The organism is Gardnerella sp. DNF00476 (genome assembly GCF_049262735.1).
Taxonomy (GTDB): Bacteria; Actinomycetota; Actinomycetes; order Actinomycetales; family Bifidobacteriaceae; genus Bifidobacterium; species Bifidobacterium vaginale.
This window is the reverse complement of the sequence record NZ_CP058401.1, coordinates 523,849-537,868: the sequence shown is the minus strand read 5'-3', so window position 1 is coordinate 537,868 and position 14,020 is coordinate 523,849. Positions and strand designations below refer to the sequence as shown.

Below are 14,020 nucleotides of genomic sequence, written 5' to 3'. Positions count from 1 at the left end.
ATAGGCACGTCCGTAACGCGCGGCACAATGGAACCTATGACTGATACAGAGGAAACTCAAGAAGTTGCTAATAATGCAACAAAATCCACAAAGCCTGAACTTCCAAAGAATGTTCGTGTGCGTTTTTGCCCTTCGCCAACCGGCACGCCTCACGTTGGCATGGTTCGTACAGCGCTGTTTAACTGGGCGGAAGCTCGCCACACGCATGGTAAATTGCTTTTCCGCATTGAAGATACAGATAATGAGCGAGATAGCGAGGAAAGCTACCAGCAGATTATTGAGGCTCTTCGTTGGCTCAATATTGATTGGGACGAAGGCATTGATGTTGGCGGAGAAAATGGCCCTTACCGCCAGTCTCAGCGTATGGAAATTTATAAGGATGTAGCGAAAAAGCTTTTTGATGCAGGATACGCTTACGAGTCCTTCTCTACTCCAGAAGAGATTAAAGAGCGCAATATTGCTGCAGGGCGCCCAGCTGAGTTTGGTTACGATGGTTATGATCGCAACCTTACTGAGGAGCAGAAGCAAGCTTTCCGCGATGGAGGTCGCAAGCCTGCACTTCGCTTGAAGATGCCAAATGAAGACATTACTTTTAACGATTTAATTCGTGGCGAAATCACCTTTAAAGCTGGATCTGTTCCAGATTATGTGATTGTGCGCCCGAATGGTGATCCGCTTTACACGCTTACGAACCCTGTTGATGACGCGTTAATGGATGTGAACGTTGTTTTGCGCGGTGAGGATATTCTTAGCTCCACACCTCGTCAGATTGTGCTTTACCGTTATCTTATGGAAATGGGTATTGCGAAGGAAACTCCGCTTTACGGCCACATGCCTTACGTTATGGGCGAAGGCAAGAAGAAGCTTTCTAAGAGAGACCCTGAGTCCAACTTGTTCTTGCATAGAGATAACGGCTTTATTCCAGAAGGCTTGCTGAACTACTTGGCTTTGCTTGGATGGTCTATTGCGCCTGATCGCGACGTGTTCACTATGGACGAGATGATTGAAAAGTTTGATGTGCGAGACGTTAAGGCAAACCCTGCACACTTTGACTTGGATAAAGCAATTTCCATTAACGCTGAGCATATTCGCATGCTTGATTCGCAAGACTTCTTAAATCGCTCTGTGCCTTATTTGCATAAGGATGGCGTAGTTAGCGCGGACAATTGGGATGCCTTAACTGACCGTGAGCGTGAAGTGCTCACCGCTGCTGCTCCTCTTGTTCAGCCTCGAGTGCGTTTGCTTGGTGAAGTTGCTGGAATGGTTTCTAGCTTGTTGAGCGAAGATGGCTATATTGAGCCAGATGACGACGCTCGTAAGCAGCTTAAGGAATCTGCTGGTGATGTGCTTGACGCTGCGCTCGCTGCTTTGCAAAGTGTTGATGCTTCTGATTGGCATACGGATTCTTTGCACGAGCTTTTGAACAAGAAGCTTGTAGAGGAAGCTGGCTACAAGCCGCGCTTGGCATTTGGCCCTGTGCGAGTGGCCCTTTCTGGCCGTCGCGTTTCTCCGCCATTGTTTGAGTCCATGGAAATTGTTGGTAAAGACGTGACTTTGGCGCGTTTGGCTGGATTGCGTGAGCATTTGTAAATCGTAAATAGCTTTTAAATCTTAAGTAGATTTTGTATAAAGCGGGAATGTAGTGGAATTCTGCATTTCCGCTTTTTGTGTTTTTTAGGAGTTTTAGCGTATTTTCGACACGCCGCGGTTGCGTATTGAGCTGTTATGTTGTAAAGTCGACATTTGTTGCGTCTAGAGGCGTAGCAGATAAATGAAGCCCCCGTCGTCTAGCGGCCTAGGACTACGCCCTCTCACGGCGCCAACACCGGTTCAAATCCGGTCGGGGGTACAAAGACGGAACGGTTCCAAGAGCCGCGAAGCCTGCCAATTGGGGTATGGTGTAATTGGCAACACAGGTGATTCTGGTTCATCCATTCTTGGTTCGAGTCCAGGTACCCCAGCGAATAACCCTCGTATTTTACGAGGGCTTTTTTGTATTTCAAAGATAAAAGATATAGCTTACGTTGCTCGTACTTTTCTTGTTTCTTATATTTGTATCGCGTGTGAGGCATTTGTAACGTTTTTTTACTGATTTTCGTTACATTTTGTATCATTGATGAGATGTTTGTAACGTTTTTTGCGGTAAAAACGTTACAAACGCATCATGTGAGCTACGAATATAACGCAAGCTATTGCTTCTGCTCTAATAGACTCAGCGAATCGAGGTGATCTCGCGCATTATGCAGCTCGGAGTTGTCGATTCGCGCAATATACACAAAGCATGACACAATAGTATGTAGTGTGTTTTTTGAAGGGAGCAGGTTCCGTGGGAAGTCGACAAACCTTGCAGCGTTGGATGATTACAGTAGGTGGTGTCGAGCAGGCGCGCGTTGGAGCGGGTCAGTCTGTGGAGATCGGCAGAAAGCCTATACGACCTTTGCGCGAAGACGGTTTTATGCGTGTAGACATTGTAGACAATAAGCGCTCAATGTCTAAAAGGCATGCGCTTCTTATAGTAGACACAAGTGGCGTGGCGACTATTCGAGATTTGCATTCTACAAACGGAACTTATCTTGTAAACGAAAGCGGAGATTTGCTGCGACTAGATCCAGATGTTGATTTTCATATGCCAGATAGCATTGTTCGCATGCAATTTGGAGATGTGCCAATTGACTTTGTGCGTATAGAAGAGCCAGTTCCTTTGGCTGAAAATAGTGCGGAGCCTGTACGCGACTTGTTCTCTTATGCTGCTGACGGTTCCATTAAAGAGCCAGATGCTTCGGATTTGTCGGTCGATGATATTCTTGATATTCGTGCTGGAGAGCCAACAGGCGTTTTCCGTGCACAATCTGTTTCACACCCTAATTTAGTGTGGGATAATCAGTCCAAATTAAATGCTGCCGGTAAAGCTGATGATGTTTATAGTGCAAGCAAGGCTGATATTTCAGTAAATCCTGTAAAACAAAGCGATCCCGTGATTGCTAATCAGGTTGTTCTTCCTGTTGTGCGTGAAGATTTTGAGTCTGCTGCAGAACCTCGTAATCTTTTTGATGATGCAGCACAAGCTAATGCATCACAAGCTAGTAGTGACAAAACTAATAGTGATGAAACTGTAAATCCAGATAATATTGTGGATAACAGTGCTGTTGCAGGTAACGCTGCTATTTCTGACAACAGTGTTGTTGCAAATGATTCTTTTGATTCTCACAATGTTCAAGACGATTCTAAAATTCCGGACTCGCAAAATGTAGATGTTGAAAACGAGGATCACACAACGCAAGATCAGAATACTGAACAAAAAGAGATAGCAGAAATTCAAATCAATTATCAAGATGAGAATGAATTACAAGATGGGGCAGAAGATGAGTCGCCAGCAACCGACGATTCATTGCAAGATGAGCCTCAAATTCAACTAAATCATGAACAATTCATTCAATCCAATTCAGTCAATATTCAAGAAGATTCGCAATACACTCCAGCTTTTGAACCAGGGTCTGTGTTTGAAAAAGTGTCAAATGGAGAATTCAACGCGCATAAAGAAATTGTACAAGCAGGTGGATTCACTTCGGAAGAAGCTCAGAAAACCACTGATTTCTCTAAGCAGTTTGAGATAGCAAAATATCAAGAATTACTTCCATTTTTAGCCATGAATACAGGTCTTTATGACGATTTATACGCTTGGCTTTCAGCTCAAGGCAATGCAGACGTAGATGAAGCTTTAGCGCAAAATAGCGGGTATAACGCTTACCGCAACGCAGTAGGTTTATAAACAGGGGAGTTTAGTAGTATGAGCGGCGAACAGAATGATTTTATAAGCCAAGTAAATCAAGCGCATAATGCGAGTGAACAAAATTATCAAGAAGCTTACGAGCAGAATGCGCAAATAAAGCATGAAAGTGCGCAGGCTACAGCTTCGCGAGATGAAAAGTTAAGGCGAATAAACTCTTGGCGCGAACAATACAAGTCACAGCTTGCGCCTTCGCCGCTTGAAGACATAACGAAACTTTCCGCACAATTAGAATTAACGCATGCTCACCCATCTGGGATAGCGCAACTTTTTGCGAGTGGAAAAGTAACTCTTCAGGCGTTATTCCGCGATTCTGGAATGTTGCGCGCGGCAGGGCGCAGACTAGACAGGGTTTTTGAAGATAGAGATAATAAGGCGCACGAAAATGGTGTTTCGGAGCTTTCGCTTGTTGTTGGAGTGGCATCGTGGAGCGGTAATCATGTGCCAGTTTTAACATACCCAGTGAGAGTTATTCGAGACTCTGGCAAGGATGAAACATACGCAACAATCTACTTTTCTGGCAATGTGCGCTTAAACCATGCTCTTGTTCTTAGATTGCAAGAGAGAGGCGTGAATCTTAGTGAAGATGCGCTTTTTGACGGCGCAAACTATGAAAGCGGAACACCAGAAACGTCAGCTGTTTTTGATGCAATTTGTGCATCTGCTCGCAGCGTGTTCCCAGATTTTGATATTGAACGAGATATTGTTCTTGGATGTTTTACTGATTCGGGATCCAGATTTTTGGCTGAAAGCGCTCAGATTTTGCAGGCGCTTAAAGTTGGGAATGTTGGAAACACTATGATTGATGCGGTTGCTGGCGATGAGCGTGCGCTTCAAGAGTTGGCGGCAAATGATAGGCAAGAGTATTCTCCTCTAGATGTAGACCCTCATGGTGAATATGAAGTCGGTGATGTAGATAATGTTGTACGTTATGCATCTGGTTTAGCTGCTAATGGCGTTTCTCTGGCTTTAGACGTGGATGCTGGATCTGATTCTGCTTCTATCGCGGCTGCGATTTCTTCACGCTGTGTTCTTGCTGGAAAGTCCATTTTATATGTTCCAAATGTTATGGAACAACAGCGTCGATTCCGTCATGCTCTTAGTGCGAATGAGATTTCTTCGCTTGCGCTAGACGTTTCGGATTCTCACCTTGCGAAACATGTGGATTCTCAGCTCATAGCTGCAGTTGGGGCGCGTCAAAGCGTTGCTTCTAGCCGTTTTGAGCAGGTTTGTGACGAGTTAGTTGGTGTTAAAACTCGCTTAAATCGTTATTTGGGAGACTTGCACGGAGTAGATGAGCGTTGGGGTGTGTCAGCGTATCAGACAATGCAAAATCTTGCTGCTATTGCAATGTTGCCTACTCATCCTTGTACTCATGTAAGACTAGATGTTGCTGCTGCAAGATCGCTTTCTGGTCATTTAGATGAATGGGCGCAAAAATTACATCAAGCAGATGAGCTTGGAGAATTTACGATAAAGCCTGAAGATACCCCGTGGTTTGGCGCGTCTTTGTTCAATGAGAATGAGGCTGTTGCTGTATATCAGCGCGTTGTAGATGTTCTACTAAAGCTTCTTCCTGCAGCACGTGAACATGTTAAATCAACTGTTCAAAACTGCGGTTTTCCTGTTCCTGCTACCGCACGCGAATGGGGTAGACAGGTTACGGTGTTAAAGAATCTTCGCCGAGTTTTAGATGTTTTCCAAGCAGATATTTTTGAACGTGATCTTAGCGCGATGATTGAAGCAAGTAAGCCTAAAGCTGTTCGCAAGCGTGAAGGTACAGTAATGGGCTTCTGGGAGCGTAGACGTCATATTAAAGAAGCTCGTAGTCTTTTGCGTGTAGGAGCTAAAGTAGATGATCTTCATGAGGCTTTGAAGATTGTTGCTCAGCAAGCTGCTCAGTGGCGTACTTTTGTTCCTCATGGAGGGTGGCCTGTGTTACCGCCTAAGTTAGATGAGATTGTTAGTACTCAGGAGCTTTTGGATCGTAATCTTGTAGCTCTTGATGCTGTTCTTTCCACCACGCGTTTGGGTGCTGATCTTGAAAATGTTGAGTTTACTAAACTTGATGAGCGTTTGCAGGCTTTACATGACGATCGTGCTTCCTTAGATACTTTACCTGGTAGGTGTGTGATTGAGCGCGATTTACGCGGTGTTGGTTTAGAAGACCTTGTTTGCGATTTGCGTAGGCGTAATGTTACTGGTTCTGCGTTAGATGGTGAGCTTCACTTGGCTTGGTGGACTACGGTTTTTGAAGATATCGTTAATTCTTCCGCGATTATTTCTAACCAAGATGGTTCGGCTATGCAAGATGCTTCTGACCGTTTTGTTCAGGTAGATACTGAGCATGTGCGCTCTGTGGGGCCTATGGTCCAACAAGAGACTTTAAAACGTTTGTGTGAACTTCTTTTCTCTAGGTCTCAGGAAGCTAATCAGCTTCACACAACTCTGGCAAGTAATAGTTCTGGCGTGACTTTTACCAAATTGATGAATTCTCATGCAGATCTTCTTCTTGCTGCTAAGCCAATTATGGTTGCTATGCCTTCTACTTTGACTATGATGACTGAATTTAAGCCGATTGTAGACATTGTGATCCTTGATTCTGTTGAGCATTTGAGCAATATTGAGCTTCTTAGCATTCTCGCTCGTGCACGCCAAGTTGTAGTTATTGCTCATAAGAATACGGTAAGTTCACAGAGCGTTAACGATTTGATTAGTGTTTTGCCTTCTGTACATGTTAAATCTCGTGCTACTAGGCGTTCGCTTCGTCTTGCCAATTTCCTTGAAAATCATGGGTATGGTTCGCTTCGTCACGATGTTCCTGTAGATAGAATGCAAGGTAAAGTTAAGCTTCACCAAGTTGAGGCTTCTGGTGTTCCTGTTATGTCTACTGGTTTGATTGAGAGTAGTCAGAGGGAAATTGACGAAGTTGTTTCCTTGATAAAACAGCGTGCTACGACTTTCACGGTAGTTCCTTCCAGCTATGTTCTTGCAGTTGTAACTCTTACGAGTGTGTTTAGGAATCGTTTAGGAGCGGAGCTTAAGGCTCTTGCTATTAAAGATGAAAATATGAATAGATTCCTTCGCCATGTTCGTCTTGTAGATGCTAGTGAGTCTGTTGGTGCTGCCGCTACGGATGTTATTCTTTCCTTATGCTATGCAAAAACTTCTCACGGTAGGCTTTTGCAACAATTTGGTGTTTTGGAAGAAGAAGGCGGTAAGGGTATACTTCTTGATTCGTTAGCATTAGCTCGTAGGAATTTAGATATTGTTTGCGCGTTTAAATCTAGTGATATGGAAGATGAACGTTTGCATCAGGATGGTCCTAAGCTGCTTAAAGAATTGCTTATTTGGGCTGAGCAGTTGGATGATAGTCCAGTAAATCCAACTGATTTTGATGAAGCAAAATCTGAATATGATCAAGATAAGGCAGAAGATAAGGAAGAAGCTGCAGGTGCGCGTGCGGAGGCTTTTGATTCTTCAGTAGACAGTTTTAATAATGTTTTGTTTACTGATTTGGCGGATCGTATTCGCGCTCGCGGATTGTGCGTAGCGGTGAATTACGGATTTGATAAGGAACACAGTATTCCTCTTGTTGTTGGTTTGCCAGATAAGCCTTTTGCTCTTGCTGTTTTAACGGATGATATGAGATTCATGAATATAGAATCAACGCGTGAACGTCATCGCATGTTTGCTCAAGATTTGGAGTATCTTGGCTGGTCTGTTATGAATGTTTGGAGCGTTGGAGCATTCGTAAATCCTGAAAAAGAGGTTGAGCGGGTCGTTTCTAGAATAGGCGAGCTTTACGGTGAAGATCAGTGAGCCGTGATAGGTGAGTGACTATAAGTGAGTGACTATAATCCTAATCGCAGATGTTCTAGAACGCATAATCGAGTAGTTCGTAAAGGCTCTGAGCTTTTTGATGCTGATGGCGTTAAGCTGGAGCCTTCGGATTTTCAGACTTTAGACCAGCGCTCTAAAGATGACGATAATCGTATTCTTGGAGAGCTTCCGCCTCATTGGGCAGTTTTTAGTGAACGTGGTAGGTAAAACTGTTTTATCCTCGTATTGCAATAACCGCAAGGTTTGGAATAATAGATTGTGTATTTATTATCTGTAATGCAGACTCTGCAGGCATGGCTAGTAACGCGTTTTGAGATGAATTGCCTGTTTTGACTACTATTACGTCGTGGATAAAAGAAATGTTTTTATTTTCTTGAACAATGTCATTCTCGTTGTGATCTCCTCTTGAAACTTTGCTAAATGCTATCGAAATATTTTCTCCAATGTTTAAATCTTGGTTGTTGCTTGCCAGTTTTATTGAAATCGTTGTGAATCCTGGTGGAATTTTTGCTTGTTGCGTAATCTGACTAGTAAAGATAGGCATACCATATTTGATATTGCAGGTTGCGATAATAGCATTTTTGATCAAATCTTTGTTAATAACATGATTAAAAACACTGTTTTTGGGCACGTTAACATAAGACAAATCATCTTGTTTAATAAGAGTGCCTTTAGATATATCTCTAATTGCTACAGGTATGATTTGCGTTTCTTGACAGCTCGTAATCATATTTATTGCAATAAGTGTTGCAACGCTAATAAAAAATATGGTAAGCGCATTTAACAAAAGTGCTTTCTGCCTGCGTTTTAAAAGCATGGCTGGCACTTGATTCTCGTGCGCATCATGCGTGCTAGATGTGTTTTTTAATATTGATATCATGCTCATAGAAGCATCATCTAATAAAAGGTGATGCTTCTACAAGATATTTTTGTCAATGTGGTTAAAGGTTATTTTCTATTGTAAATCAGACGATTTTTATACACTTTTCCACAAATTGGTTAATAAGCGAAATTGTTTATGCACATTTCCACAAATTGTTTGTGCCTGCTTGAAAAATTATTTATCAGTGCGATAAAATCCGCTACCTTTAAAATTGATTGGTGGCGCAGAAAACACCTTACGAAGTTCTGGTTTTCCGCATTTTGGACACACTGTAATTGGGTCATCTTCAAACGATTGATATTCCGAAAAATCATATCCACATTGCTTGCAACGGTAATGATAAGTAGGCAACGGTTCCTCCGATCTTTATTTCCATCACATATCCTAGCTCATTCCCGCACCGCATGAAAGATGACTTAAAATATATGCAAAAAGATGCAGTAATTTGTAAAAATTTAATGTAATAATTCCTATAATTGCGACACGCCGAATTGGTTTTGGCTCTTCACATCCGTAACGCACTTTATATTTATACGTATGGGTTATGAATCGGTGAGTGCGTTAATTGTATTAATTATCATCATAGCCTTAATGTTTGGTTGGTTGCCTAAGCGCACTGTTAACAGCATGAAGTCAATGTTGGAGCACAGCGAAGATAGGTATTCACCTTCGCTGCATATTGTGGATGAGCGTAGTGCCTCGCTGTTCCATGAGTGTAGTGGTGCGATGGCGAAAGGGGTTGGAATGCAACCGTCAGAGAAGCGATCGAATAAAAATAAGAACACTAAAAATAAGAGCAATAAGTCAAAGGTGTTAAGAGATAATTTTACTCCGCAACATGTGGCTCGTATTCGTGCTCTTCGTCGCGCTGCGGTTCGTCGTCGCCGTATTTTGGTTTTTTCGCTTGTTTTCTTGACACTTGTGGTTCTTGTAGCTGGTTTGTCTGGATTATATTCTGCTTGGTTCGCTCTTATACCATTCGCTATGGTGTCAACAGTTCTTTACTTTGGCTATATTGCGGCAAAGCATGCGCGAGATTGGGAAGCGCGCGTTGCTGCTTATAACAAATCTGCTGGAGTGCCGCAAAACTATGGTAAAAAAGGTTATGGCGAATCTAGTGAATCTATTGTGGAACCAGTTTTTGACGCAATTGTCAATTCTGTTGTAGCTCATGAAGAAGAGTATCAAAATTATTCATCAGGTTCTGTTACACAATATTCGTCGAATACTCAAGACAATACAGAAACTTCTGTTATGCAGCAGCGTGAAATTAGTATGGCTTTAGAACGCGTCAATTCGCAGAATGCTAATGGTTATGTATCTGCTGGTAATCAGTCATCGTCTTTGCCTGATGTATCTTATTCTTCTGGCGCGTCTGATTCGTCTGAATCTCATCAAGATTTAATATCTTTCTCGTTTGGGTCTGATTCTACAGAATCTTCTTCAAATGACAAGAATAATGGTCCGTTAAGCTTGGAAATAAAGTCCACTAAGCAGGTTGCTAAGGCAATTTCAGCTAAAAAACCGCTTTCTACTAAAGAAGCTTCCGATAATAATGTGGAACCACCAGTTATTACTGAAGATTCATTAGGAAAAGCTGATTTGCGAGATGTTTTAGCTCGTCGCACCGCATGAAAATAAGTTTAAAAGTAGATTAAAATACACATATTTTTAAAAAATTTTCCAAAATTTTAGCACTCTAGTTGGTAGAGTGCTAAAAACGCGCTATTATAAGTCACAGTGCGCGATAGTTTTGACGTGATCGTCAGCCTCGTCAATATTATTTGTGCGAATAGTTACATTTCTCTTAAGAAAGAGGTGGCGACAGTGTCGATTAAGCTCACACCGTTGGAAGATAAGATTATTGTTAAGCAAGCTCAGGCAGAAACTCAAACTGCTTCTGGCTTGTATATTCCAGATAACGCTAAGGAAAAGCCACAACAGGGCGAAGTATTGGCTGTTGGACCAGGTCGTCGCGACGACAAGGGTGAGCGCATTCCTATGGACGTTAAAGTTGGAGACAAGGTTCTTTACTCCAAGTATGGCGGCACAGAAGTTCATTACGAAGGCGAAGATTATTTAATTGTTTCGTCTCGTGACGTTCTTGCAATCCTTGGCTGATTTTTGATTAATTGTTTGGTTGATTGCTTTGCTAATCGCTTGTAATTAATCAAATAATATTTGAATCTATTTAACGCTGAAAATAACGGTTCGCCGCTGTTTTCAGCGTTTTTGCTTAATTTGTTTAAGACGCGACTATTATAAAATCATGGATTACAAACACCGCAGTATTCTAGATAGTTTGCCAAATTACAAGCAAGGCAAACCAGCGTCCGCATTAGACGGCATTCGCGCATATAAGATTTCGAGCAACGAAAACCCATTTGAGCCGTTAGAAAGCGTAAAAGACGCTATTTCTAACCGCGCGCTTGGTGTTATTAATCGTTACCCAAATATGCGTGGAACAGAAGTTGTAGAAGAGTTAGCTAAAAAGTTTAGCGTTACTCCCAATGAAGTTGTGCTTGGCTGCGGCTCCACAGAGGTTATTACGCAGCTCGTAGACTTAGTCGCTGGTCCTGGAGACGAAGTTATATACCCTTGGAGAAGCTTTGAGGCATATCCAATTATTGTTACGGGTGCTGGTGCTACAAGCGTTAAAATTCCTAATCGCGCAGATGGGTCGCACGATGTGGACGCAATGATTGATGCAATTAATGAGCGCACGCGTCTTGTTATTTTGAACAATCCAAACAATCCTACATCCGCGCAACTTTCTGATGAGGATGCTAGAAAGGTTTTGGATGCTGTACCAAGCGACGTTTTGGTGCTTATTGACGAAGCGTATGTGCAATTTAACAACGCAAAAGGCACGGCAGATGGCATGCAACTTTACCGCGAATATCCAAACGTTGTTGTTGCTCAAACATTCTCTAAGGCATACGGTTTAGCTGGCTTGCGCATTGGATACGCTATTGGCGCTGCAGATGTTGTAGACGGCATGAGAAAAGTGGCTGTTCCGTTTGGAGTAAGTCAAATTGCGCAAGTGGCTGCCATTGCCTCTTTAGAACCTCAAGCACTCGTAGAGATGCGCAATCGCGTAGATGCGCTTGTTAAGGAGCGTAATCGCGTTGTAAGCGGTTTGCGTGAACAAGGGTGGAATATTGTCGAGCCGTACGCAAATTTCTTCTGGATGCCGTTTGGTGAAGACACAGAGCGAGCTAATCAGCGTTTTGTTGATGCAGGTCTTTCTGTGCGAGCTTTTGCTGGAGAAGGTATTCGCATAACAATTGCGGAAACCGAAGCAAATGACCGTGTTCTTAAAATATGCGAGTCTTTAAAGAAAGATGGTTTTTCGCTTAAATAATCATATTTTTGACTGCATTTAGATGCGGTTTTTGCCTTTCGGCGTGTCTTAATCTTGCATTAGTCTCGCGTTCGTGGCAAAATAACAAAGTTGCCGTTTGGAGATATTCTTCTCCGTTCGGAAACATTGGCGGGTTACCAGAGCGGCCAAATGGGACTGACTGTAAATCAGTTGCTTCGTGCTTCAGTGGTTCAAATCCACTACCCGCCACGCCTCGATAGCTCAGTGGTAGAGCACTTCCTTGGTAAGGAAGAGGTCGTGAGTCCGATTCTCACTCGAGGCTCTCTGGCGGGGTAGCTCAGCTGGCTAGAGCGTACGACTCATAATCGTAAGGTCAAGAGTTCGAGTCTCTTCCTCGCTACAATGGCCAGCAGGAGTTGGTCAACACACAACATTCTAGAGGTGAACGAAATGGCAAGTAAGAGCGCAGACATCCGTCCAGGCATTACGCTTGCATGCACGGAGTGCAAGGAGCGTAATTACATCACGACGAAGAATCGTCGTAATACGCCTGATCGTCTCGAGTTGAGCAAGTTCTGCCCACGTTGCGGCAAGCATACTCTCCATCGCGAGACTCGCTAAGCGAGTGAGCTTCGGCGAAGTTTTGTAGCTTTATTTACCCCGCGTTTTGCGGGGTTTTTTGTTATTTAGTGCTGTTAGGATTAGGCATATGAGTATGCAATCATCCTTATCGAAATCTGATAATCCAACTTTCGCAGACCTTACAACAATTGGGGTTGGGGGTAGTATTGCTCGTTTTGTAGAGCCTAATAGCAGGGTGGCTGTTATTGAAGCTGTAGAAGATGCCGATTGTGCGGGATTGCCATTGTGTGTTATTGGTGGTGGATCTAATATGCTCGTTAGCGACGAGTTGTTTAACGGAGTTGTTGTGCGCGATGCTCGGCGTGAAATTTGTGTTTTAGATGAGGCGGCTCCTAGCGAAGATGGCGTTGATAAGGATAGTGGAGATTGTTTAGTTCACGTTAGTGCAGAAGCAGGATGCAATTGGGATGATTTTGTATCGCATACGATTCAGCTTGGCTTAGAAGGCGTAGAAGCGCTATCTGGTATTCCTGGAACTGTTGGGGCATCTGTTGTGCAAAACATTGGCGCATATGGTGCGGAAGTGGCGCAAAGCGTTGAATGTGTAGAAGTTTGGGATCGTAAAGATAAAACAACTTTTTATATGAATCTTGCGGATCTTAAGTTTGGATACCGCACGTCTGTTCTTAAAAAAAGCATGTATAAGGCGCCTGGTGTTGCTGCCGATTGCTTCTTCCCAACGCCTAGATATGTTGTTTTATCTGTTACTTTTTGCTTAAAGCATTCAAAAACGGGTGTTGTGGCTCATTCTCAGCTTGCTCACGCGCTTGGCGTGCAAGTTGGCGATAGGATGGAAACATCTAAGATTCGTCGCGAAGTTTTGCGCGTTAGAGCGTCTAAGGGCATGCTTGAAGATGCTATGCGTTACGCAAATAAGTGGATGTGCTACGCAAAAAGCGAGAGCGGTGTTGAGTCTGCGATTAGTCTTCAAAATGAAGACTATGTTTGTGGAGATTTGTTAGACGGCGATTCTAAGTATGCCGATCGTCATAGTTGTGGAAGTTTCTTTATGAATCCGATTTTGACAGAATCTCAGGCAGATTTGCTTCCAGAAGACGCTCCGCGATTTGACGCCACTTTGCCAGATGGATCTAAGGGTGTTAAGACTTCTGCCGCATGGCTTATTGATCATGCAGGATTCCATAAAGGATTTAGGCTTACGCAAAACAATGGTATAAAAAGTGAGGCTGGGTTGTCTTCTTTGCATACTTTGGCATTGACCAATCGCAATAACGCAAAATGCAAAGATATTGTTGATTTAGCGCGCAAAATCATAGATGGTGTTTATGATTCTTTTGGCGTAAAACTTGTTCCAGAGCCTGTTCTAATCGGCATTAACTTAGATTGTTAATGTAAGTTGTTAACACAAATTTAGCATAATTTAACATAATAAATCGCGATTTATGTTGTGATTTTCCGCTGAACACAGTACTATGCTCTTTTAATATCGTAAAAATTATTGTTTGATGGCACTTAATGTGTGTTGAACTGTATTTTTTGCGATTAATAACATATATACCCTTATATGGAATGTTTTAGA

11 protein-coding genes and 5 tRNA genes are annotated in these 14,020 nt (G+C 42.8%); 14 read left to right on the top strand and 2 right to left on the bottom strand.

The window, feature by feature from the left end:
* The first annotated feature begins 27 nt into the window (after positions 1-27).
* The 6 genes from gltX to HXT25_RS02140 all read left to right on the top strand — a co-directional run bounded on the left by gltX (position 28) and on the right by HXT25_RS02140 (position 7,837).
* Positions 28-1,590, top strand: a complete 1,563-nt coding sequence (gene gltX, locus HXT25_RS02165) for a glutamate--tRNA ligase (protein ID WP_422118628.1) — start codon at positions 28-30, stop codon at positions 1,588-1,590.
* Positions 1,591-1,776: 186 nt separating this feature from the next.
* A tRNA-Glu gene (locus tag HXT25_RS02160) sits at positions 1,777-1,849 on the top strand.
* Between the two features lie 40 nt (positions 1,850-1,889).
* Positions 1,890-1,961: transfer RNA gene (locus HXT25_RS02155), tRNA-Gln, on the top strand.
* Positions 1,962-2,326: 365 nt separating this feature from the next.
* The gene (locus tag HXT25_RS02150; RefSeq protein ID WP_004138728.1) at positions 2,327-3,769 is read left to right on the top strand and encodes an FHA domain-containing protein; all 1,443 of its coding nucleotides are present in this window, start codon (positions 2,327-2,329) and stop codon (positions 3,767-3,769) included.
* An 18-nt stretch (positions 3,770-3,787) separates the two neighbouring features.
* Positions 3,788-7,609, top strand: a complete 3,822-nt coding sequence (locus HXT25_RS02145; RefSeq protein ID WP_422118627.1) for a helicase — start codon at positions 3,788-3,790, stop codon at positions 7,607-7,609.
* A gap of 24 nt (positions 7,610-7,633) precedes the next feature.
* Positions 7,634-7,837, top strand: coding sequence for a hypothetical protein (locus HXT25_RS02140; protein WP_004114310.1), 204 nt, complete (start codon positions 7,634-7,636; stop codon positions 7,835-7,837).
* A gap of 7 nt (positions 7,838-7,844) precedes the next feature.
* Here HXT25_RS02140 and HXT25_RS02135 read toward each other — a convergent pair whose 3' ends face one another.
* Complete coding sequence (locus HXT25_RS02135) at positions 7,845-8,516, bottom strand: hypothetical protein (protein WP_014554343.1); 672 nt, start codon at positions 8,514-8,516, stop codon at positions 7,845-7,847.
* A gap of 171 nt (positions 8,517-8,687) precedes the next feature.
* Positions 8,688-8,864, bottom strand: a complete 177-nt coding sequence (locus HXT25_RS02130) for an FmdB family zinc ribbon protein (RefSeq protein ID WP_004114314.1) — start codon at positions 8,862-8,864, stop codon at positions 8,688-8,690.
* 240 nt (positions 8,865-9,104) lie between these two features.
* Between HXT25_RS02130 and HXT25_RS02125 the strand changes: the two genes are divergently transcribed.
* The 8 genes from HXT25_RS02125 (at position 9,105) to HXT25_RS02090 (ending at position 13,831) form a co-directional block, all read left to right on the top strand.
* Positions 9,105-10,148, top strand: coding sequence for a hypothetical protein (locus HXT25_RS02125; RefSeq protein ID WP_014554344.1), 1,044 nt, complete (start codon positions 9,105-9,107; stop codon positions 10,146-10,148).
* Between the two features lie 192 nt (positions 10,149-10,340).
* Positions 10,341-10,634, top strand: a complete 294-nt coding sequence (gene groES, locus HXT25_RS02120) for a co-chaperone GroES (protein ID WP_004114319.1) — start codon at positions 10,341-10,343, stop codon at positions 10,632-10,634.
* A gap of 148 nt (positions 10,635-10,782) precedes the next feature.
* A complete protein-coding gene (hisC, locus tag HXT25_RS02115; RefSeq protein WP_422118626.1) occupies positions 10,783-11,877 on the top strand; it encodes a histidinol-phosphate transaminase in 1,095 nt (364 codons plus the stop codon).
* A gap of 128 nt (positions 11,878-12,005) precedes the next feature.
* Positions 12,006-12,087 (top strand) — tRNA-Tyr (locus HXT25_RS02110).
* Between the two features lies 1 nt (position 12,088).
* Positions 12,089-12,160, top strand: a tRNA-Thr gene (locus HXT25_RS02105).
* Between the two features lie 4 nt (positions 12,161-12,164).
* Positions 12,165-12,238 (top strand) — tRNA-Met (locus HXT25_RS02100).
* Positions 12,239-12,288: 50 nt separating this feature from the next.
* Positions 12,289-12,459 (top strand): 50S ribosomal protein L33, encoded by a 171-nt coding sequence (rpmG, locus tag HXT25_RS02095; protein WP_004114322.1) that lies wholly within the window; start codon positions 12,289-12,291, stop codon positions 12,457-12,459.
* 88 nt (positions 12,460-12,547) lie between these two features.
* Positions 12,548-13,831, top strand: a complete 1,284-nt coding sequence (locus HXT25_RS02090; RefSeq protein WP_101886617.1) for an FAD-binding protein — start codon at positions 12,548-12,550, stop codon at positions 13,829-13,831.
* Positions 13,832-14,020: the final 189 nt, after the last annotated feature.